Here is a 22,618-nt window from a genome sequence, read left to right as displayed (position 1 = left end):
TTTTTATTAAATCAAGAGAAATGTCATTAAGATTTGTATTATTACTAATACTGGTTTCTGGAGCAGGTTGAGCTTTTACAATAAAAATAAAAAATGTAAAATAAATTATTATAATGTTGTTCATAAAATTTCTGCTAACGGGAAACGGCTTTGCGAAGGAGCGGCTTAGAAAGACGAAACTTTCAATAATCACTAACATTAGCAAAAGCAATTTTCTGAAACTAAATTACAAAAAATTGTGAAAGAAAATTGCTTTTGCGGATAAATATTACTGAACTTTCAAATTATCACTAAACCCGCTCTTTTGCAAAACCGATGTTATCTGCCGTTTTTCTTATTTATTTTTAAAAGTCATATCCAATTTTGATACTCAAATCAAGAACTCCGCCCGAAACATTTTTGTCATATCCGATTGTTGTTCCATATCCAAATCCTGCTTTAAATTCATAATTAAAATTTTCAGCAAAATTTCTTCTAATTCCAAATGTAGGAATAAAATTCAGTTGATTTGTTAAACTCAAATTATTATCATTTGAAATTACGAACCAATCTGGAATGTATCTTACTTGCAAACCGAAATAATTTGCGGAATTATTTTTAGTGTTTTTTCCATTTTCTGCTCTTTTTGCGATATTGTAATAATATTTTGGTTGGATTGTTAATGCAGGATAAAAAGCAAATCCTGTTTTTGCATACATATCCCCGCCCCAAATTGCAGGAAATAAACTTGCTTCACTTCTTAATACAATTTTATCCGCTAGTTTTGCTTCGTTATAAATGTCAAGTCCAAAAAGTCCAATTTGTGCTCCTGTTACACTTTTTTCTACTGTGGAATTTTGTGAAGTAGAAGTTTGCGCATTTGAAAATGCTGAAATAAATAAAATTCCCGAAAGTAAAATTGTTTTCTTCATATATTTTTAAAAATTTTTATTGTTTTTTTCTTTGTTAGACGGCTTTTTGATAAAATGGCAGATAACGGAAAAAGTATTGGCGAAGTGCGGGCTAAATTGAACGAAAAGTTCAATTTCGACCAAGCGTAGCCGATGCTTTTTCAATGGAACTAAATTATAAAAATTATGTGGAATTGAAAAGCAACGGCGGATAAATATTTCTAAAAGTTCAACTTGTTACTTCACCCCGCATTTTGCCAATACAATGTTATCGGCAGTTTTTATTTTTTTCAACGTTCAAATAGTCTTTTAACGCTTTATCAAAAGACATAAAATGCTCTGATATTTTTTGGTCAATCAAAGTAAAGATAAAATCTTTGTACTCTTCTTCGGTTGGATTTTTGTTTTTTTCATAGAAACATTTTTCATACCACCAATAAAGTGGGAAATTTCCAGATTTTATTGGACTTTCGTTTTCACCTTTGTAATAAAGAAAAAATTCAACGCTTTCTTTTTTCATTTTAACAATTAATATACATTATCGGATTTGCATTTCCTTTTTTAAAATAATCTTCAACAGATTTATATTTGTATTTGTTTTGAATTGTTTCTGAAGCAATGTTTCCGATAAATTCTACTCTATCATCAATGGTTTCGATTTTTCCACGAACACTCATTGATTCTCCTGCTTTCAACCATGTTTTTACTTCGTAAACTTCTTGGATTATACCATTATATACAGCAAAAGCATATTTAGCATTTTTTGCTCTTTCTATATTCATTTTCCAGTATCCTCTTGTAAAATCATAAAGTTCCATTTCTGTCATTGAGTATCTAAAATGTTGATTTATACGGATAAGCAATGATGGTTCATCAATTTGAATTTTTTGTTTAGAATATGCAGAAACAATCTGTTTTACAGTCATTCTTCCAAATTCTGCACTTTTAAAACCAATTTGTTTATTTGTTAAGTTTTTAATTCCCAATAAATCAATAATTGCAGATTCAATTCTTAAAACAGAATCATCTTCAATTCCGTGAATTAAAATTTCAATTTTGGGTTTTAGACCTTTTTCAAGAAGTTCATTTAAGTAAGCAACTTTTTCGCATTCCTTTTTGTCTTTTAAATGGTCAAAGACTCTGTTGCCTTTTCCTTTTCCAACGTAAAATATTTTTTCAGTTGTAGGATCAGAGTAGATATAGACATAGTTTTTTAAATTTTCTATTACATTTTTTGGAAATTGGTTCATTGTACGCGAGTTCTGTGAAAATTGCCGATAACGGAAAAAGGCTTTGCGAAGTGCGGGAATTCGAAGAACTGGAAGTTCAAGAATTCAGAAACGTAGCAAATGGCTTTTTCAGATTGTTAAATTAATAAAAAAATCAAGATGAAAAGCCAATTTGCGGATAAATATATAAAATAGTTCAACTTAGACTTTAACCCCGCATTTTGCAAAACCACTGTTAGGCGATCGCCCTGCTTGTTTTCTGCCTTTTCTATTGTTATGGTGGGTGCTAATATTTTAATTGCGGTTGTTAAATTTGTTTCCGCGTATGCAATAAATATAAATGCGCATATGATAATTTATTCCGTGAAAGAGATATTTATTATTGCGTACATGATAATTTACTTCGCGTAAGAGATATTTATGATTGTGCGTAGAATAATTTATTCTGCGTAAGAGATATTTATAATTGCACAAAGGATAATTTAGATTGCGGATACAATAAATAGGTTTGCGGAGCAAACCTATTTAATTGAGGGTGGAATATTTTATTTCGTGGTAGCGAATATTATATTTTGGGTTTATTATGCTCTTGGCTTTTTAAACTCAATGCCTTTTACTTGTGCGAATTCTGGGCTTGTTGCTCCGTAAACTGCTTTTATGTATTTCTTAACTTCCGATGCTATTTCGAAGATGCTATCGGGTTTGGTGTAAAGTGTTGCATTTCTAGCAATTCTTGCATTACTTACTTCTACATAAGCGTTGGCTACTTCGTTGTTTTTGGTTGCTAAATCGGTTTGTTTGGCTTCTAGCGTTGTAATTTTTAAATCGTCTTCGTTGGGTGTGTAGCTAGGTTCTGTTTTTAAAACTGTTATTAGTCCTTCAAAGTGTTGCAATTGTTGTGTGTAAGATTGTTGGCTTGTTGATATGGTTTTGGGTGCAGGTGCATTAGGGTCTTGTGGAGTAGTGGTAGCGGGGGTGCTTCTTTGTCCTTGTAATTTTCGGTTGAACCCTTTTGCATCGTTCACCAATTCGTCTTTTGCATCGGTTGTTTGTAATGCGTTGATAAGACGAGTAGATAAGGCTTTTAAATCACTGAATGCGTTTAGTCTATTGTTAACTTTGGTGTTGTAAGTTGCATTTTGGTCTACAACGTTTGCTAAACTAGATTGTGCATTAGTAAGGAGTTTTTCAAGTTGTGGAATTTTTAACGCTTCTTTTGATGGGTTGTAGGTTTCGCCATAAGCTTTGACAAAAGCAATTAGGTTTTGGAAGTTTGCGACATTCTTTGCATGTCCTGTTTCTGATGTTGAAGCCATTTGTATTTTGTTTTAATAATTAATGTATTAAATATAATAAATAAAACAATATAAATAGCAGTAAGTAAACAAATTAGCCAACCGTAAGGTTGGCTAGTCTGTTTAGAAAGAGAGGTAATACTTCTTTTACTCAATTTCTATTTTATCTATCTCGGTCATTAATCGTGCGGTTTCTGATAATGCCACAATGATTTTCTGATAGTGTAGAATGTCCTCGAAGTCTAAGGTTCTGTCTTTTCTATCTTTTAGCCATTTTTGGGCAGGTTGGTAACCACCGATATAAAACTCCCACGCTGTTTGTGGTACATTATCGAAATATTGGGTATCGTTGATGTATACTTTACCATTATCATATTTTGGTTTGCCTACCACGTTGTCTCCGTCTATGGGATATTGCGTTATGTATTTTTCTACGATAGGACTTTCTAATAAATGGATTTCTCTTATTTGTCCTCCCAATGTTACCAATTTCCAAAAGGTATCTTGGTCTTTTGGATAAGGGACTCTAGGGAAATCTATTTTTAAAAATTCTTTGTACTTCTGGCGGTAGGTTGGCGAATGTAATACCGCATAGATATAATCCAATACATCTAAAGGTGTAAAACAATTATGGTAGCCCCAATCGTAAGGGCGAACCAAAGGTTCTCCCGGAAGTTTGGTTTCTACTAGAATTTGGAATTCGTCGGGAATGAGTTTATGGTCGGGTACAAATGCTAAGCCCAATGCTTTTGCGATATTATCGACAATCTCCGCATTGAGATTGGGTACTCTTTCGGCTTGTTCTTCGAAAGAGGTTTGTCCGTTGGTTTCGGGGTATAGATAAAGGGGAAAGAGATAAGTTCCTCCTCTGTTGCTATACATTGTTCTCTCATCTATTAAACTACTAGTTGCATATATATGACTATAAGGAGCATCTTGAAAAAATTGTCTCATTAAACAGATGCCTATATTGCTTTTATTTATAAAATGTTTCATTACTATGCTTCTCGAGCGTCCTAAAAAACCTGAAGATGAACCTGTATAAACAATTTTTCTAAAATCAAAAGGTCTGTAGTTATATAATGCATATACAGGAGAGGTATTTTTTATTAAATCCTCTTTAGCATTTTGGTAGTTCCAGCCACTACTTTCTTCTCGTTTAAATAGAGTTTTCAATTTTTCAACTGGTTCATTTTGAAAAAGTGTCACTATTTTTTTTAACTCGTCAATGCTTTCGTTAATTGAAATAGTATCACATTTTGTTTGAATGCCAGAATTAAAAAGAGGCATTAAATCAACAACACTTATATATTTTAAATATTTTTTATCAGTTGATAAATCTTTTGATGTAAAAAAGCAATTTTCATTATCATTTTTTATTAAATTCCAATCAATCGAATTTAAGTTATTTGAATTTAGAAAATCATATTTAAATTCTCTTTTTCCAAATAAATCAAAGTGTTGAATTGATTTTTTATTGCTTTTGTTTTTTATAAATATGTTAATCGATACTCCTTGTTTAATATCAAAAACATTTTCATCTGCACCACCAGCAGGGTTCTTTTCTTTTTTACTAGAGTTTCCGTGTAGGTCGATAATATATATTTTATCAAAACTAGAAACTAAATTTTTTCTCATTTGTCGGTGTGTAATACCATCTATAAAACTATTATTTGAAATATATGCTAAAACACCACTACCGTTTTTATCTATGAAATGCTGACCATATCGAATAAATTTGATATAGTCATCATCAAGATTTATTTTACGTTCGTTTAATTCTTTTTTGTAATCAGAGATTAAATCTTGTATCCACTTATTTTTATTTGTGCTACTCACTGAATAAGGTGGATTTCCAATAATGCACATTACGGGCGTGTCTCGCTTGATACGGTTGGCTTCGTTGGCTTCTGAGCTTAGCCAATTGGCAAATAGCGTCCCTGTATCGGGGTGGCTTTCCTCTAAACTATTGGTAAGGTAGACTCTAAAACGTTGGTCGGTGGTTGGCTTGTAGCCTGTTTCTGTCAATAATAAATCCAATTGCAAATGTGCCATTGCATAACTCGCCATTAGCAACTCGAAGCCATTAAGACGAGGCAATAAATGTTGTCCTACATAATTGCTCCAAATGCCTTGTTGCCCCTCAAATTTTTTGTGAATATGCTTGATGACTTCCGCTAAAAACGTTCCTGTACCCGTTGCAGGGTCAAGGATTTGCACTTTATGAACTTCTTGTTCTGCTGTTTTGATGTTGTCTTTGTAGCGATTGTCTGTCGCTTGCAGATTTACTTTGATTTTGGTTTTGCTGGTATCTGCTAAGCCTTGTGGTAGATTAAATTCGGTTTTTAGAATATCGTCTACCGCACGCACAATAAAATTAACCACAGGCGCAGGGGTGTACCAAACGCCTCTTGCTTTTCTTAATTTGGGGTCGTACTCACTAAGGAAGGTTTCGTAAAAATGGATAATAGGGTCTTCCATTTTTGTTGCTTTCCCGTAGTTTTTTAAGATTTCTTGAACATTGCAAGCTAAGAAAATTTCTACCAAGCTGTCTACAATCCATTTGATACGGTCGTCTATATCTGGACCCGCAATGTAGCCAAAAAGCTTGCGTAAAAATGGGTTGGACTTCGGGATAAGTTCTGCGGCTTCTTGTCTGCTGAACGTAGGCAAAGTAGGGTCGTGAAGTCTCGCCGCAAACATACCATACGCAATGGTTTGAGCATATACATCGGCAAAACCTTTTGGTGTAATATCGTGAATAAGGATTTCCTTAAAGGCCGTCATTTGGTCTTTAAGTGTGCTGTTCTCGTGATGGTATTCGTCACTTGTAAGCGCCTTTTCTATGACATCAGAAAGTAGGCGGGCTTTGCCCGCCATCATTTCTGCTAGTTTTTTACTGCTTTTTATGGTTTGTCCAACGTGAGAACAAAAGTCCTTTATAAGATTGGTAAATGTTGCAAAGTTACTAGATAACGGAACGATAATGCCGTTTTGTAGTTCTGCTATTGCAATTTTTGTTATAAAAACTCCGTCAATATATAAATGAAAATCTAGATAATCTGTGAAGATTAAATTGCTAAGCGATGCTTTGTAACGGTCGAATTGTTCTTTGTTTCCTGTTTTCTTTGTTCCGTCTAGGTCTTTGTCGCCAATGTCTTTGGCTTCTATAAAGCCAACAGGAATATCGTTTTTAGTTAAGATATAATCTGGTGCTCCACAACTTTGTCTTTTGGGTTCGTTGGTTGCTCTAATTGTAGGAACTAAACTTTCTAGTAATTGTTGGAGATCGCCACGAAAGGTATGCTCGGTTGTGTTTCCTAATTTATATCGTTGATTTATATTATTAATATATTGTTCTAAAGTCATTTTTTATGTTCTCAGAGTTATACTTCAAATTTAGTTTTTTTTAATCTATAAGCAGATGATAAATTTCTTGATAAAAATAAAAAAGTTCCACTTTCTGTGAAACTCGAATATTTATTGCGCAATCTTTGAAAGGGTGTCGCCTAACTCTCAAATATACGCATATATTTCATTCGGGCAAATATATTTTTTTGACGTTTTATCAACCTTTTTGGAGATATACAAAATGCGCATATTGTAAGTTATCTATACGTTTTGCGCATACTCTTTCGATTGTTTTTTTTAAAAAATTGAAAAAAAATATTCTTTTTGAAGCAACCTTTTTCTTTTTTTTGCGTCTAATTGGTAAGAGCTTATGAAAGATAATTTTCAACATATTTTTAATCTTGTCCAAAAAGGTGACAGACAAGCACAAAAAACGGTTTTCGATATGTTTTCGAATCGTTTACTTTTTGTGGCTTCTAGTTACATTGGCAATTTGCACGATGCAGAAGATGTGTTGATGGAAGCATTTTTCAAAGCTTTTACAAAAATTGAAACTTGCCAAAATGCAAATGTATTCTCGGCGTGGTTGCGAAAGATTGTTGTCAACGAGTCTATTTCTTTTATCAGAAAAAAGCAAAATATTTTATACGTTGATTCTGATTTTATTGAAAATAAGGCTGAAAGTTTTTCAGACGAAATTCTAGAGAATGAAGAAGAAATTGATTTGAAGGCTTTAATGGATGCGATGCCAACTGGTTACAAAATCATTTTTAACCTTGTTGTTTTTGAAGACAAAAAACACAAGGAAGTGGCAGAAATCCTTAACATTAGTGAGGGAACTAGCAAAAGCCAGTTCAGTAAAGCTAAAAAGTTTTTGGCAGATTTTATTTTAAAACAAAAAATTGAAAAGCAAAATGTTGAAAAATCTTAAATCACAATATCATCAAGAAGAGCGCTTTGTGTCTCCAAATCTTTGGGATAGATTGGAACAGAAACTTGACGATGAAAAAGTAGAAATTGCGCCTCAAAAAACAAAACCTAATTTTAGATTGTTATGGTGGTCAGCTGCTGCTGTTTTAATTTTAGCCTTGTCAATTTTTATTGTTGAATCAAACACCACTGTTAAGGATATTACTCCCAAAATTGTTAATCAGAATAAAATTGAAAATCCACAATTTCAAGATAATTTAAAAGCTGAGGATTCCGAAAAATTGGTCGAAAAAACGATCGAAAAACCTCAAAGTAGTCAAGTTAAAAATATTGTTCAGACTCAGAACAAAGAAGTAAAAGTAGAGAATCAAGCTACTATTTCTCAAGATAATAATTCAATTTCGCCGATTGCAATTCCTGAGGAAAAAGCAATTGCCGACGCACCAGTCATTCAGCCTGCAAAACCTCAAAAATATGTCAATTCTAAAGATTTACTTTTCGGAGTAGAATTGGACAAAACAAGAGCTGATCAACAAAATAGTCAAAAATCAAAAATGGGACTTAACGATCTCAAGCATAAAAAAACTAGCGAAGATTTAGACGATCGATTGTCTCCTAAATCTATAAAAATTCTCGGTTTTACCATATTTGACAAAGATTCTGTTAATAAAAAATAAACTAACTATATGAAATCAAAAATCCTAATTCTGGCATTGCTTTCAAGCTTTGCTACAGCACAAACTACGCTCGAAAGTCAGATCAAAACTTATTCTGGCAATATTGATAAGATGATCGCTTCTCAAAAGCTGAAAATGCGTGACGAAATTAAAAAAGTTGAAGCGGCTTACGACGAAGGCAAAATCACCAAAGAAGAGTTGATCGCCCAAAAGACAGCTATTTCGGAAAAGTACGAAACAATCATTAATGACCAAATAGAGGCGCAACGCAACAGCATGGACAGCATTACAAAATCAACTGTTGTCGCATCGGTGTTTGGTATTAATTCAAGAAACAATAACAATGTCTACACCAACAGCAGTGGTATTGTAAGTTTTGACGTCAATGCGGCAAAAAACAAAAATAATCCAAAGAAGTACATCAATACAACTTCGACCAGTATTAATTATGCTTTTCTTAATCTGACGAAAGACAAAGGAAGTTTTAATCCTTTCGAGGACGATTCGCAAATGCGTTTTGGAAATTCTCACAGTTTTGAGATTCAGTTTCGACATGATATGCAGTTGGGAAATGAGGCTAGTCCGTGGTTTTTCCGTTACGGCGTTGCTTATCGTACTGATACTTATATGCCAAAACGTCCACAAGTTTTTGTTCAGAATAATCAACAATTGTATTTAGAAAATTTTGAAAATGGCAGTTTAAAACGTTCCAAGCTTCGTAATGTTTATTTGACTTTACCTGTAGAATTTCAGGTGGTTCTTAATCCGAAATATACGGAGTACGAAGGCAAAACTTATATCGACGGTCGCAAAAAAATGTTTAAAATTGGACTTGGCGCTTATGCTGGTGTCAACACGAGAAGTATTGCAAAAGTTAAATACTATAATCCAGACGGCAAGTTCGACAAATACCAATATACACTAGATGACGGTGTTAATAGCTTCTTATTTGGTGGCAAATTAACGCTTGGTTATGGCAGTTTTAACTTATTTATCAAAAAGGATTTTACACCGATTTTTAATGATAAAGCGATTTTGCCAAGTAAAAATGCCATCCAAGTTGGTATTGAATTGATAAATTTTGATTTCTAAAATAAATATCCATTATTCGTATTAACTCACAATTTGTCATTCAGAATGAAGTAGAGCGAAATGAAGAAACCTAACGTAGTGGTTCGACGCAGTCAATCTCTTTGATAATAGAGATTCCTCCTACGTCGGAATGACAGTGTTTTTCGAATTTAGGCGATCAAGCGGACAATCAAAAAAAAATAATAAAAAATTCTAAAATGATACTAAATTCTGTTATTAGATTTTTCATACTTGTACTAGGAATTATTCTGTCTGTGGTGATGGTGTCGGCACAGACAGAGATTTCTGGTTATGTTTTTAATGGAAATAAAAAAGCTTTGACTTATGTTAATATCGGTGTTAAATCTTCGGAAGCGGCAAGTATTTCCGACAAAGAAGGTTTTTACAAATTGAAATTTGATAAGGAAGTCGGTGCCAAAGATTCCATCGTTTTTTCTGTAGCTGGATTTGTTGATAAGCAAATTAGCTTTCAAGATTTAAAGAAAAATCCGAATGTCATTTTGGACCAAAAACAAACGGATCTTAACGAAATAGTCGTTAAATCTATTAAATTAAACGATAAGTTAATTGGTGAGAAGAAACGTCCAATGTTTACGTTCACCAAGTTTTTTAATCAAAATACGCCAACAGCCGAGCAGGGAAGTGTATTCCAAGTCTACAGCACCACCAAGATTAAAGCTTACAACTTCTACATTATGCCAAGTTCGCGTTTTGAAGAATTGACTTTAAAACTAAATATTTACAGTCTCAAAAATGGCTTGCCGCACCAAAATTTGTTAACGGAAAATATTATTTATCAAACCCAAACAACGGGTTGGCAGCGTATTGATTTGTCCAATTATCGTCTTCTTTTTAAAAATGAAAATGAAATTGCTGTGACACTTCAATTGGTCGATTATAAGAAGTTGGCGAATGAAGATTTCGTGTTTGGTGTTTCGGCAAAGAAAAGTTTAGGGCAAAATCTTTGGTACCGTTATCAAAGTCAGGGAAATTGGGAACGTGCGACTGGACAATATATCGCGAATATTGAAGTCGCTTACAACAAAACCTCTCAAGAAAAAGAAATTGCAACTTCTACTGAAACGCCTGAGGATTTGGATGATCTGAAAGCAAAAGAGAGTCTTGCGATTATGAAGTATAAAAGTGAAGCTCAGAACACCAATTATGGACGTAACAAATCAGGACAATTTTTAGATATTAAGGATGCCAAAATCTATTACGAAACTTATGGTGAAGGTCCAGCTTTGGTTTTACTTCATGGGAATGGTGGCAGCATTTCGGATTTTTATAAGCAAATTCCATTCTTTGAAAAACATTATAAAGTTATTGCAATCGATACTCGCGGGCAGGGTAGAAGTACGAATCTTTCTAAGCAAGATTATTCTTACGAAGGCTTTGCAAATGATTTATTTGAGGTGGTAAAACAGCTTAATCTTTCTAAAATCAATATAGTTGGTTGGAGCGATGGAGGTAACACAGGTTTAATCTTTGCTAAAAATCATCCGGAGTTGGTTGATAAGTTGGTGACGATTGGTGCAAATCTTTCTCCTAAAGGCGTTGATGAATCTCTGTTAAACGATTTTAAAAACGATTTTGAAAACGAAGATAATATGGGCGACAAAAGACTTTTGAAATTGATGTTGACGCAACCAAAATTATCACCTGAAGATGTCAATGCGATAAAAGTACCAACTTTAGTTGTCGCTGGCGAAACGGATATTGTAAAAAAAGAACATACCGAATTGATACAAAAATCTTTACCAAACTCCGAGCTTTTGATTGTTAAAAATGCTGGACATTATGTTCCATTCGAGCAATCCAAAATTTTAAATAATGAGATTTTGAAGTTTTTAACCAAATAACTTCTGTATATAAGTCCGATAGCCATTTAATATTAAAACATACTTTTTTAGGTATGTTTTTTTTCGTATTTTGGCAAAGCATTTTACAAAATGAAGAATATACAATTAATAGGCGTTATTTTAGTTATTGTGGGAAGTTTTCTCCCATTATTAAGGATTCCGCTTATCGGCAACTGGAATTATTGGAAGATTGATCCTTATCTATCGAGTATTATTTGGATTCTATCGGCTCTAGGTTTGCTTTTTATACAAAGAGAAAAATTAAAAGCGACGAGAATCGTTGCTGGAAGCCTTATCTTTTTCTTCATTTTTACAATTGTTGCTATCAAATTAAAATCACTCGATTTTTTTGCTTTTTTACCATTTAAGTCTTGGCAAAGTGCTTTTGCGGGAATTGTAAAATTATCTTGGGGCTGGTTTTTCGAATTTGTTGGTGCAGCATTAATGTTCTTAGGATTTAGCAAAAAACAAAATTTAAATAATTAATATTAAAAATAATGAAAGAAGTATTTATCGTTTCCGCGGTGCGTACACCAATAGGAAGTTTTATGGGAAGTTTGTCAACAGTACCAGCAACTAAATTGGGAGCTACGGCGGTTAAAGGCGCTTTAGATAAAATCGGAATGGATCCTAACGCGGTTCAGGAAATCTACATGGGTAACGTTTTGCAAGCTGGCGAAGGACAAGCACCTGCACGTCAAGTGGCTTTGGGAGCTGGTTTGTCAAATCACACACCCTCAACAACGATTAACAAAGTTTGTGCTTCTGGGATGAAGGCTGTTATGATGGCGGCTCAATCTATCAAAGCTGGTGACATGGATGTTATTGTTGCTGGTGGAATGGAGAATATGTCGATGGTTCCGCATTATTACAACGCTAGAGTTGCAACAAAACTTGGTGATGTAAAAATGCTTGACGGAATGATATTAGATGGTCTTACGGATGTCTACAACAAAGTACACATGGGCGTTTGCGCAGAAAAGTGTGCAACAGATTATAACATCACGAGAGAAGAGCAAGATGCTTTCGCTATCGAATCTTATAAAAGATCGGCAGCAGCTTGGGAAGCAGGGAAATTTGATAATGAAGTTGTACCAGTTGAGATTCCTCAAAGAAAAGGAGATCCTATTACTTTTGCTCAAGATGAGGAATACAAAGCCGTAAACTTCGACAGATTACCAACACTTCCAACAGTTTTCAAAAAAGAAAACGGAACAGTTACAGCAGCTAATGCGTCAACACTTAATGATGGTGCTTCTGCTTTGATCTTGGTATCAAAAGAGAAAATGGAAGAGCTTGGTCTTAAGCCTTTGGCTAAAATCGTATCTTATGCAGATGCAGCACATGAGCCAGAAAACTTTACAACAGCGCCATCTAAGGCATTACCAATCGCTCTTAAAAAGGCGGGTTTAGAAATTTCGGATATTGACTTTTTCGAGTTTAACGAAGCTTTCTCAGTTGTAGGTTTAGCAAACAACAAAATTTTAGGATTAGATGCTTCTAAAGTTAATGTTAATGGTGGTGCAGTAGCAATTGGACATCCACTAGGAAGTTCTGGTTCTAGAATCATCGTAACTTTGATCAACGTATTAAAACAAAATGGTGCAAAATATGGTGCAGCTGCAATCTGTAATGGAGGCGGTGGTGCATCAGCAATTGTAATCGAAAATATTTAAGTATTTTATTTTAATAATGTTAAATCGGATTCTTCGGGATCCGATTTTTTTGTTTTAAATTTTTCTGCAATTTTTTTTCGTTAAAACCCTGGCTTTAAATCTAAGTTTGGGATAAGAGAATTAACGTCTGTTTGAGTGGTTTTCGAAGAAAACTGTATCGAAAACAAGTTAATTCTCTTATCATTAAAAACTTCTCGATACGCTGCGCTATTCGAAGTGACGTTTCGCACAATGAAAAGTGCTTTGTTCGAAAATCAATCCAACTTCGGTTTCAACGAAGAGATGATTGCAAAGTTGAGTGCGCCAAGTATCACGGAAATGGGAAACATGAGAATATTTCCCATAAAGCCCATGACAATTGTCGCTGGAATATTGGATAAGACTTCGTCTGTCGGCTCGTGGATGAGAAGTGCAATGAAATTTCCTAAAAAAATAATCAAAATGCAGCTCAAAATCGATACTAAAATTAGTTTTAGGTTTCCGTATTTTTCAAAATGTAGAAATCTAAAAAATAGGAAATAAATAAGAATGCAAGCAATTGACAATCCTAACATCAAAGGATAATTGACATTTTTGGTAAACGACATTTTACCTCCAAAAAATAAAATGGCATTTCCGATAATGAGATTAATGATAATGACAATGGATGCTATTTTTAATCGAATCTTGGTGGTCATTATTTGAATTTTAAGGTCTAGTTAATTCCGTAATCGAAACAGGAACTTTAATCGTTTTGGTTACAATTCCTGAATTTTTAGCTTTGAAGAAAAATACTTTATCCAATTGAAAATTATCGTTTTTAATAACTACAACCGAATTCTTTTCATTAGAATTTTGAACGTTTTCAAAACCAAATTCTTTGTATTTTTTTTCAAAGCCTGCAAAATCCAAACCTTGATTTTTTCTCAGTTTATCATACATACTTTCTGAGAGCGACAAAGCATCTGGAGACGAGTTTCCAGGAATCTTACAATAGAAATCGCTTGATTCGCCTCCTAGAAGCAAGTAGTGCAAAACATTGGCATCAAATTCTAAAATCTGAATTTTTTGGTCGCCAATGCTATATTTTTCACCAATGCTTTTTGAAGTGATTTCTACTTTGTCATATTCGGTGGGAAGGCTAATCTCGATTTCTACAAAACCTTTTAGTTTTGTAAATTCCCCTTGCATTCCTAAGGTTTTAAAGCCAATCCATTCTAGCAATTTCCCGTTTTTCTCTTCAAAACCGCCTAAGTTAATTCCTAATACCTCTTGGTTTAACTTTATTTTTTCGTTGTTTTCGTTGACTAATTCGTAGCTTTTTACTTTGGCTCTCAAGTTGTCTAAAATCGATTTTTCTGTCGTAATACTACCCGTATTCTTGTATTCTTCCAACTGTTTCGGAGAGTAATAATTAGAAATTAGCATTGAAAAAGAAATGATATCCGAACTTTTTTCAGTTGGTAAAACAATACCAGATTCCGCAGTAATACTTTTTTCGATTTCTGAGAAAGTCTGTTCTATTCGTCCTTTGGAGGAAGTCAAATCCCAAGGATATATCTCGTTGTTGGTTTTTGGAGCATCAGGAAGTTTGCTGTTTTTTGTTGTAACATCTTCATAAACTTGAAAGTCCTGAAAATGCTCTTTAGAGTAATCGCTATCAGAATAATTTGCAGCTTTATCAATTAATTTTGGATAATCTGTTTTGTTTTGGCAAGCCATCAAATATGGCAAAGTTGCTATTATTAAAAGTTTTTTCATTTGTTATTTACATTTTTCTAAAACCTGTTCTTTTGTAAAATCTACTTTGTTAAAGTCTGCGGTTAAGGTGTCAATTTTATTCTGTTTTAAATGATTTGCAAGATCACAATAATTTTCAAAACTAGCATTAGAAGCGAGGTAAAAATTGCTTAATTTTTTAAGTTTTGGAAGATGAATATTGCCATTAATTTTAGAATCTTCATTCAGTGCGAAATGTCCTTTAACAACTTCTAAATTCGGGAAAATTATACTCGTTAATTTATCAGAAAATTCTATGGAAAAGTTTTCGTTGATGGTTTTCAGATTTTTAAAATTAGAAAGGACTTCAATTTCGGTGTTGGAAATATAAATTGTTTTGACTTCTTCCAAAGTATTGAAAGCGTTAAGCGCTTTTAATCCACTATTTCCAGTGATGTATATGTTATTGACTTTTTTAAGATTATTAAAAGTATTGATTTCGCGAATGCCGTCTTTACCGTATTTCCCAATGTTATTTCCGAAAATAATATCACCATTTACGGTCGTTAATTTTTCGAAATTTTCGATTTTTGTTAACTTGGTTCCACAGCCAGAAATATCGAAACTTCCATTTACTTTTTCGAGATTCGATAAACCAGCGACGGATTCAAGACTATTTATCTTTGTAATCATCAAGTCTCCATTAATTGTCTTAATACTTTTCAACGCGTCAAGGTTGAAGATTTCTTCGTTATATTCGGTGCTCTTCGTATTTCCAATGCTTAGATTTCCATCAAAAAAACTGTAATTGTTTTTGCCAAAGTCATCGATTTCTTTTTGTGTAGTCAGCTCGATATCGCCTTTGTAGATTTTATCGTTTTTGTCTGCAACTAAATTTACTTTTTGCTCAATATTTTGGCTTTCTGGCTCTTTAGAAATGGTCGTTTTTCCACATGAGGAGAATAAAGCGGCTAGTAGAATGCTTGGGATTGTAAGATATTTTATCATTTTGTTTTATGCTTGATTTAATTTAAAACTAAACAAGTTTCTTAATTAAACGGAAAATTTTGGTATTTTTTGAGTTCGCCTGTGTCGGCATCAATTATGTAAATGGGTTTTAATACCTTATCATTGACATGGTATTCTCGAAATAAGTAATAAGTCGATTTAGGTTCTACTCGGATTCCTATAAGGAAATTTCCAATGTAGCTTTTATCGATTTTTACATTGTCGAAAATTTTTGTGGCTTGTTCTAAATTGATTTTATGATTTTGAAGACTTTTCTTGAAATCCTCATCAGATTCTTTTATAAATCTTGCTTGCTCGTTTTTTGATTTTCCAAGCATATAAGTATAAGGCAGAATATTGTCTTGACCTCGAACACCATTAATGGTATATTGATTTTCCAATTCGCAATCGCTAATCATCACAGGTCCCATCATTCCCCACAGTTCGTGCGCAGAAAACTGAAAGTCCGAAATATAATATTTTAGTTTCTCATTGATTGTTACAACAATGGTATCAGCGCGCAGAAACGATGGATAGGGGATTATCATCTTGCGTTCACGTCCGTCGGCGGAAATATACTCGAAATTACGACTTATCGTATCTCGAATTATTTTGTTATTTCTTATGATTTGGAATTTTACTTTTTCCACATCTTTAGCATTAAAATCTCTCAATCTAAAAGCAGCAAACTGCGTAATCACCTTGATAGTATCACATTCTCTGGTTTTCTCTTCCGCTTTTTTTTCCATTTTAGCCCTTTGTAGTTTAAGTGATATCCAAAAACCACTAATCATAATAGCAATAATCAATGCGATGACAGCAATTATTTTTAGAAGTATTTTTAAAGTTTTATTCATTTGTGGAAGACGATTTTGGGTATTTTACGAATTTAAAACATTACAGTGAAACATTTTCATTTGTTTTGATTCTTAATGTCACATCTTCAATGAGTTTATCAATATCTTTAGGAGGATTTTCTAAGCTTTTTGATTTTTGAAATTGTTCCAAAGCCTTGTCGAAGTCTTGTTTTTCAACATAATAAATCCCCAAAGCTTTGTACGGGTCGGCTAGTTCTGGCATTATTTGGATGGATTTTTGAGCATCAGAAAAAGCTTCTTCTAACTGTCCGGTTTTCACCTTTGCCAACGCAAGATTGCTGTAGGCGTAAGACATATTTTTGTCTAAAGCAATGGCTTCATTAAGAAGTGGAATTGCCTCATCATACTTTGCTTGAAGACAGAAGGTGTAGGCTTTATTGTTGAGAGAAAATTTGTTTTTAGGATTCAGTTTCAGGGATTCATCATAGAATTTTAAAGCTTCCTCAAACTCGCCTGTTTCGGTGTAACATATACCGTGGTTTACAAAATCATCAGAATTAAAATCAAAATTTGTTTTAAATTCATTTGAAATGCTTTTGGCTTTTTCTATTTCATTGTTTTTAACCAAAGCAAAAATTGCCAATCTGTAAACATCTTGTTTTTTGCAAGTTACAACCAGTTCTTCAAAGATTTTTGCGGCTTCTGCATATTGTTTGTTTTGCAAAAAATTAACGGCTTTTGGAAATTCTGCTGGGAGTTTTTTAAGTTTTAAAAGTGCTAAAATCCGACTTCCGTCATTAGTCGTTGTTCTGCCATCTTCCAAAGCAATTTTCCTGTTAAACGGAATGAGATTCGCAACAAAATCGATTAAGGAAGAATAGAAAAGCAGCAAAAAAAATAGATTTTTAAAATCCGAATAATAATTGATTATGAAAGTTATTATAGCAAAAACCAAAGACATCAAAGGACCACCAAAACTAAACAAAATCTCCTTGTCGATGGACATTACATTTGCTTCTGCAATGCAAACGCCGCGTCCCCATTTGATTGGGTTTTTATAAAAATAGTAAATGTAAGGTCCAATTTTAAAACTAAAACCTCGGTCTGTATTTCCGTAAGAACCAATAAATACTTTGACGTCTTTCTTGGTAAAAATCCTTGCAATAATGGCATGTCCCATCTCATGAAAGAAAACCGTAATTGGCCTTATCAAAAATAAGAGCCAAATGAAAAATACTAATGGAAGAGAATGTGAAGTCATCTGAAGTGCGGATATTAAGGGATTTCTTTTATGATTTTTTCAGCTTCTCCATTGACTTCATATTGGTGTTCGCTCGCATTTTCAAGAGCGTATTTTGCCAATTCAACTGTATGATTTTCTATTTGCCGTTTTCCTTGTTTATCAATTGTGGAGAATTCCATTACATGAGTATTGTAGTTATATGAGATTTTGTAAGTCATTTCCAAATCAGGTTTAGGTTTATCCATTTGACTTGAAACATTTCCAAAATTATCTTTATAAAGAGTGATACTTGTCCCAATACACATAAACTTAGCATTTTCTAATCTAAATATTTTTGTAGTTTTTGGCTCATTGATTTTTTCATTTTCAATTAGTCTGAACGTAGAATTCAGAATTTTCACTTCTATATTTTTGTCATAGTAACCTTCATGTGGCATAAAGTAAGTATCATTTACAGATTTTATGTCGTACTTATTAATTGTTGGGTTAAACAGTAAAACATACAAGGAGATAGCATTGTAATTTCTAAGTGCTTTTTCTTTATTTGGTGTGTCGTATCTAATAATTTCTCTAATATTGAGCGGATTAATTTCTCGCGCAACCACAACATAATCATCGTGTCCATCAGAATTGAGGTCGCCTTTTGCTAATGAAATAAGTTCCCAACCTTTTAGTATTTCGTTGTAGTTATTAATCGAATTAGTATCTATTGAAGGATATTTAATGCAAAGTCTTTCGTCATTTGGGTTATTTTTTTCGGTGTTTAGTTCTTTGAATTTTGATAGATTAACACAAGCCGATTCTACAATAATTCGATTTTTTGGAAATTTATTTCTCTGACTCCAAGAATTCAAAAGTTTAGCTTTCAATAAGTAAGTCTGTGGATTATTGGGGAATTTCTCAATGATATTATCATAGGCTTTCATTGCTTTGTTAAAATCATCTTCGAGAGAATGGTCTTCGAGAAAATAATTATCTAAAAATTTTTGATGAAGTACTTTCGCTGACTCAAGTAGAAATGCGGGATTGTTTCCATCAATTGTAACTGCTTTTTGTATGAGTTTTTCTATTAAGTCCTGAACTGCTGGGTCATACGAATGTAATTTTTTAAGACTTCCAATGTAGTTCGAAAGAACATTTGGGTTGTCGGGCGCTAATTCGTAAGCTTGTTTAAAATAGAAATAACTTTGGTTGAAATCACCCAAATCTACAGGTATTTTTGACTTCGCCGCACCTGCATTTAGATAACCAAGGTAAGAGGATGGATAAAGCTTAACTGCTTTTTCAAAATATTGCAGAGCTTCTGTATATTGCTCTTGGTTGTAAAAGGCTAAACCAATATTGTTAAGTGAAGCTTCTAGATAAGATTGGTCTATCATTCCTAAAAACATAAATAGTCCATTAGAATCGATGTAATTTTTATTCTTTAAGTCACTTTTCGCATTTTCAAAAATGGCGTCAAGTTCTTTTGTCGTCAGTTCTTTTTTGTCATGTTGTAATAATAGCTGAATTGCTTTTTCTGTACTTGTCGAATTAAAATAATTACTTGTTTTATATGACATGAACTGAGAATCATATTTTTTTCCATCTTTTTCACAGTAAAGTTTTTTCTCATAAAACTGCATCAAAAAGGAATAATTATACTTCATTCCATATTTTACACTTCCATTTCCAAGATTTTGAAAACAAGGTGAGGGAAAGTTTTCAGATTTGTTACCAATTTTTTTTATGATTGCTGTGGAGTCTACTTGCACGTATTTTTCGTAAAGTTTTTTGTACTTACAGTCTTTTCCTAAAGCATAGTTAACGAAATCATTATAATAGTCAAGATATTCAGAAGACTGTTGTCTATTGTTAACTATTTTGCTTTGTGTCGACTTGCTTGCTTGTTCTTTGTTTTGTCCAAAAAACATACAAGTAATTAATAAAAATGCGGCTAATATTGTTTGTTTACCAATCATCAATAATCATATGAGTACTTAAAAATACTAATATTTTTGCAATGTTTTTTATCTATAAAATTTAAACAGGCTCTAATCGTATTTGTCACATTTTCTGAACATTATAAATTGTTTGAATCCCGCGAAAGTACCATCAACTTTCCATGTTTCTGCAAAGACTTCAAGTTTTGCAAAAATATTATCAGATAATTCGTTATCAAAAAGACATTCGCCAATAATGCTTCCATCTTCTCTTTTTGAAATGTAAAGTTTCAGCCAATGAAATTTTTTATCAGATGACATTTGAGGCGTAACTTTATCTTTTACTAAGTTGTAAAGATCATTTTCCTCTAAATCTTGGTCACTACTTCCTTGTTTGAAAAGCCTGCCAAGTTTCGGATGCCATAGAACATTATCATGATAAAAATCCAAATCGGGATCATGTGTGTCCGAAAAGCTTTCAATAATTGGTTCAAAAGTCGTATTAAGATAATTGTTAAGAACAGATTCTACCTTAGTTTCAAGGTTTTCGCCAATGCCAACGATGTTTTCTTTAATTCCGTCCGGAAAATAGGTTTTATGAATCGTAATTACCAAAAGATGTAAAATGCTTGGATGATAATCTGGATTTTCTATAATCGCCGTTGCAATCTCTAAATCATCATTGATAACAAGTGAAGTTGAATATTGTGGATGTTTTTCAACTTGATAGCCAAGCTCAGCAATCCTTTGTTGAAGCCGATTTGTAAGATATTCGTTGTCGCTAATTTGCGTTTTTTCTTTTTCAATCGGCGTTCCTTTATCTTTTTTGAAAAAATTAAATAGTCCCATATTTTTATTTTAAAAATCAAAATTATACAACCAAATGTTGAGTTCCTTCTTAATATCAATTTCTTTTTTCTTAGCTAAAAGAAAATAAGTATCTACAATTGCTTCTCTATCTTCTGTGTCTAGTTCTGCGTCTTTCAGTTTAGTCAAACTTTTTAAAAGCCGGTTTTTTACTAGATTTTTATCAGCGGTATTTTGGCAAAAATCAATATCCGAACTAATCATGTTATTATACAAATTACAGTCTGCTTGTGACATCATCCCTTCAGAAAGTAGAAAATTGAAACGAGCCTTCATTTGCTTTTTTAGCTCAGAATAATCAGGTTCCTTTATAGGTTTTCGGTTGGCTTCGTAAATTGTATTGAGTTCATTTTCAATTCCGATATTTTTGATACGACTAACACTAGAAAAAATGTTTAGGAGGTTTAGATTAGCGTTTGCATCTTTATTGCAAAACTTTTGCATCTTCTCGAGTAGTATATTTTTAATATCTTCTTTTGATAGTTTTTTGTTTTGCTTTATCGTGTTAAGCGTGCCAATTATTTCGTCATATTCGTCAGAAGAAATGGAAGTGTAAATGTTCTTTTTCTTTGCATTTTCAATAGAGAGAATAACATCCTCTAACTTTTCGTCCTCGGTTTGGTATTTGTCGAACCAATCATTCATAACTTTGTTCAGTTGTTGCTGGATGACATAATCTTCTTGTTTAATGGGATTTGGAAAATTTCGAATTGAAATTTGTCCTGTGATTGCATGAAAACTAGAACTTAATATTGTAAATTTTTCTTGGTTAAATCGGATGCTTTCAAGACTTTTAACTGAATCAAAAAACATCTTTTTCAACTCTTCCAAATTGATATTTGGGTGTTGTAGATAATAATCATAGTTTAGATTTATTCTTGCACTGAGCAAAGCAGATTCGCTTGGCGTAATAAGCTTTTCCGTTTCTAAAGTTTTAAGTTCTTCTTGTAACACAATACGATTGTGATCAATTATTTGTTCGGTTTGTAGATTCATTTTGGTGCAAGAAGTTAGAGAAATTAAAACTGTAATTAACAAATAATAAAAATTCGTTTTCATAGAGTAATTTTAGGAGAACTTAACAGCTTTATCCACTTAATTTTTAACATCTTCAACACGGCGTAATGTGACTCTTGTGGTATCTTTTTTTATAAAATCATATTTTGTTGTTTCTCCATTTTGATGGTAAACAGAGGGAATCGTGTCTGTAACAAAACCCTCTTTAATGAAAATAAGATTCCCCAACCAGTCTGGCGTTCTGTTTAGTTTAAAATAACCTGTTTTGTCTGTTTTGGTTTGTTTCGTAATAACATCTTCGGCAACAATAACATTTTCGAGTGCTTTGCCATTTTCGTCCACAACACGACCTTGGTAGAAATTGTTAACTTGACTGCAAGATGCTAGTAAAAGACTAAAGGTTAAATAAAATATTTTTCTCATAGAATATTAATCTGTTTAGTATCTCTTTTCAACGGTTCCGTAGATAATTCCAGATTTTTGGAAGAAAGCTTTTAGCATATCCATTTTCTGAGTGCAATCGTCGCCAATTGTTATTTTCTCGTTGCTTTCTCTATAACGTTCACATAAAAAGCACAACTCCATAAAACCTAAAAGTTTGTTGTTTTTATCAAGATAAAGAATGGCATTGCTTGGCATATAGCACTTTGCAACAGGCATTATCGTCGGCGGTTTTGTAAAAGTGTAGTTATAAATAATATTGGTAAGTTCGGAGGTTTGGGCTTTTGATAAAATTTGTTTTTCCGTAATTCTTGAAAGCTGAGAATCATCTAGGACTTTGTTGAGATTGTCATCCAAAAATTTTTGTAATTCCGTACCTTGCATTTTCCCAACGCCCGCATCATCAAAAGAAATTAACATCACTTGATCTGCAATGTTATAAGGAAATAGTTTCAGGCGACTTTCTTCCGAAAATTTCTGTACTTTTTTACAATCAAGTTTATTGAGTTCTATATCTTGTTTGCTAAGTTTTTTCTGAGCGAAACTTGAAGCGCTTAAAAGCACAAGAACGAAAGGAATGTATTTTTTTAAATCAATCATTT

21 protein-coding genes are annotated in these 22,618 nt (G+C 33.0%); 6 read left to right on the top strand and 15 right to left on the bottom strand.

Going from position 1 to position 22,618, the window contains the following annotated elements; translation table 11 throughout:
• Positions 1-344 precede the first annotated feature (344 nt).
• The 5 genes from Q1V95_RS03640 to Q1V95_RS03620 all read right to left on the bottom strand — a co-directional run bounded on the left by Q1V95_RS03640 (position 345) and on the right by Q1V95_RS03620 (position 6,783).
• Positions 345-911 (bottom strand): hypothetical protein, encoded by a 567-nt coding sequence (locus Q1V95_RS03640; RefSeq protein WP_300670384.1) that lies wholly within the window; start codon positions 909-911, stop codon positions 345-347.
• 247 nt (positions 912-1,158) lie between these two features.
• Positions 1,159-1,410 carry a hypothetical protein gene (locus Q1V95_RS03635; protein ID WP_300670382.1) on the bottom strand — a complete coding sequence of 84 codons (252 nt, stop codon included), beginning with the start codon at positions 1,408-1,410 and terminating at the stop codon, positions 1,159-1,161.
• Between the two features lies 1 nt (position 1,411).
• Positions 1,412-2,140 (bottom strand): hypothetical protein, encoded by a 729-nt coding sequence (locus tag Q1V95_RS03630; RefSeq protein WP_300670380.1) that lies wholly within the window; start codon positions 2,138-2,140, stop codon positions 1,412-1,414.
• A 560-nt stretch (positions 2,141-2,700) separates the two neighbouring features.
• Complete coding sequence (locus Q1V95_RS03625) at positions 2,701-3,435, bottom strand: hypothetical protein (protein WP_300670378.1); 735 nt, start codon at positions 3,433-3,435, stop codon at positions 2,701-2,703.
• A 126-nt stretch (positions 3,436-3,561) separates the two neighbouring features.
• Positions 3,562-6,783: a type ISP restriction/modification enzyme gene (locus Q1V95_RS03620; protein WP_300670376.1), complete on the bottom strand. Its 3,222-nt coding sequence runs from the start codon at positions 6,781-6,783 to the stop codon at positions 3,562-3,564.
• A gap of 352 nt (positions 6,784-7,135) precedes the next feature.
• Between Q1V95_RS03620 and Q1V95_RS03615 the strand changes: the two genes are divergently transcribed.
• The 6 genes from Q1V95_RS03615 (at position 7,136) to Q1V95_RS03590 (ending at position 13,002) form a co-directional block, all read left to right on the top strand.
• On the top strand, positions 7,136-7,696 hold the full coding sequence (locus Q1V95_RS03615; RefSeq protein WP_300670374.1) for an RNA polymerase sigma factor: 561 nt from the start codon (positions 7,136-7,138) through the stop codon (positions 7,694-7,696).
• Positions 7,680-8,372 carry a hypothetical protein gene (locus Q1V95_RS03610; RefSeq protein ID WP_300670372.1) on the top strand — a complete coding sequence of 231 codons (693 nt, stop codon included), beginning with the start codon at positions 7,680-7,682 and terminating at the stop codon, positions 8,370-8,372. Before Q1V95_RS03615 ends, Q1V95_RS03610 begins: the two co-directional genes overlap by 17 nt.
• A gap of 9 nt (positions 8,373-8,381) precedes the next feature.
• On the top strand, positions 8,382-9,464 hold the full coding sequence (locus Q1V95_RS03605) for a hypothetical protein (RefSeq protein ID WP_300670370.1): 1,083 nt from the start codon (positions 8,382-8,384) through the stop codon (positions 9,462-9,464).
• Between the two features lie 197 nt (positions 9,465-9,661).
• Positions 9,662-11,326, top strand: a complete 1,665-nt coding sequence (locus Q1V95_RS03600) for an alpha/beta fold hydrolase (protein WP_300670368.1) — start codon at positions 9,662-9,664, stop codon at positions 11,324-11,326.
• 90 nt (positions 11,327-11,416) lie between these two features.
• Positions 11,417-11,812, top strand: a complete 396-nt coding sequence (locus Q1V95_RS03595; protein ID WP_300670366.1) for a hypothetical protein — start codon at positions 11,417-11,419, stop codon at positions 11,810-11,812.
• A gap of 11 nt (positions 11,813-11,823) precedes the next feature.
• Positions 11,824-13,002 (top strand): acetyl-CoA C-acyltransferase, encoded by a 1,179-nt coding sequence (locus Q1V95_RS03590; RefSeq protein WP_300670364.1) that lies wholly within the window; start codon positions 11,824-11,826, stop codon positions 13,000-13,002.
• Between the two features lie 254 nt (positions 13,003-13,256).
• Here Q1V95_RS03590 and Q1V95_RS03585 read toward each other — a convergent pair whose 3' ends face one another.
• The 10 genes from Q1V95_RS03585 to Q1V95_RS03540 form a co-directional block, all read right to left on the bottom strand.
• Positions 13,257-13,679, bottom strand: a complete 423-nt coding sequence (locus Q1V95_RS03585) for a hypothetical protein (protein ID WP_300670362.1) — start codon at positions 13,677-13,679, stop codon at positions 13,257-13,259.
• A 10-nt stretch (positions 13,680-13,689) separates the two neighbouring features.
• On the bottom strand, positions 13,690-14,742 hold the full coding sequence (locus Q1V95_RS03580; RefSeq protein WP_300670360.1) for a hypothetical protein: 1,053 nt from the start codon (positions 14,740-14,742) through the stop codon (positions 13,690-13,692).
• 3 nt (positions 14,743-14,745) lie between these two features.
• On the bottom strand, positions 14,746-15,708 hold the full coding sequence (locus Q1V95_RS03575; RefSeq protein ID WP_300670358.1) for a hypothetical protein: 963 nt from the start codon (positions 15,706-15,708) through the stop codon (positions 14,746-14,748).
• 41 nt (positions 15,709-15,749) lie between these two features.
• Entirely contained in the window at positions 15,750-16,565 is an 816-nt protein-coding gene (locus Q1V95_RS03570; protein WP_300670357.1) for a hypothetical protein, read from the bottom strand.
• 40 nt (positions 16,566-16,605) lie between these two features.
• Positions 16,606-17,787 (bottom strand): tetratricopeptide repeat protein, encoded by a 1,182-nt coding sequence (locus Q1V95_RS03565; RefSeq protein ID WP_300670355.1) that lies wholly within the window; start codon positions 17,785-17,787, stop codon positions 16,606-16,608.
• Between the two features lie 14 nt (positions 17,788-17,801).
• A complete protein-coding gene (locus Q1V95_RS03560) occupies positions 17,802-19,730 on the bottom strand; it encodes a tetratricopeptide repeat protein (RefSeq protein ID WP_300670353.1) in 1,929 nt (642 codons plus the stop codon).
• 72 nt (positions 19,731-19,802) lie between these two features.
• Complete coding sequence (locus Q1V95_RS03555) at positions 19,803-20,540, bottom strand: DUF6348 family protein (protein ID WP_300670351.1); 738 nt, start codon at positions 20,538-20,540, stop codon at positions 19,803-19,805.
• Positions 20,541-20,549: 9 nt separating this feature from the next.
• Complete coding sequence (locus Q1V95_RS03550; RefSeq protein WP_300670349.1) at positions 20,550-21,617, bottom strand: hypothetical protein; 1,068 nt, start codon at positions 21,615-21,617, stop codon at positions 20,550-20,552.
• Between the two features lie 36 nt (positions 21,618-21,653).
• Positions 21,654-21,998 (bottom strand): carboxypeptidase-like regulatory domain-containing protein, encoded by a 345-nt coding sequence (locus Q1V95_RS03545; RefSeq protein WP_300670348.1) that lies wholly within the window; start codon positions 21,996-21,998, stop codon positions 21,654-21,656.
• A 15-nt stretch (positions 21,999-22,013) separates the two neighbouring features.
• Positions 22,014-22,616, bottom strand: coding sequence for a hypothetical protein (locus tag Q1V95_RS03540; protein ID WP_300670346.1), 603 nt, complete (start codon positions 22,614-22,616; stop codon positions 22,014-22,016).
• Positions 22,617-22,618: the final 2 nt, after the last annotated feature.

This window comes from Soonwooa sp., from assembly GCF_030151385.1.
Taxonomy (GTDB): Bacteria; Bacteroidota; Bacteroidia; order Flavobacteriales; family Weeksellaceae; genus Soonwooa.
Note: the sequence above shows the minus strand (reverse complement) of the source record. Positions and strands in the feature narration are given on the sequence as shown.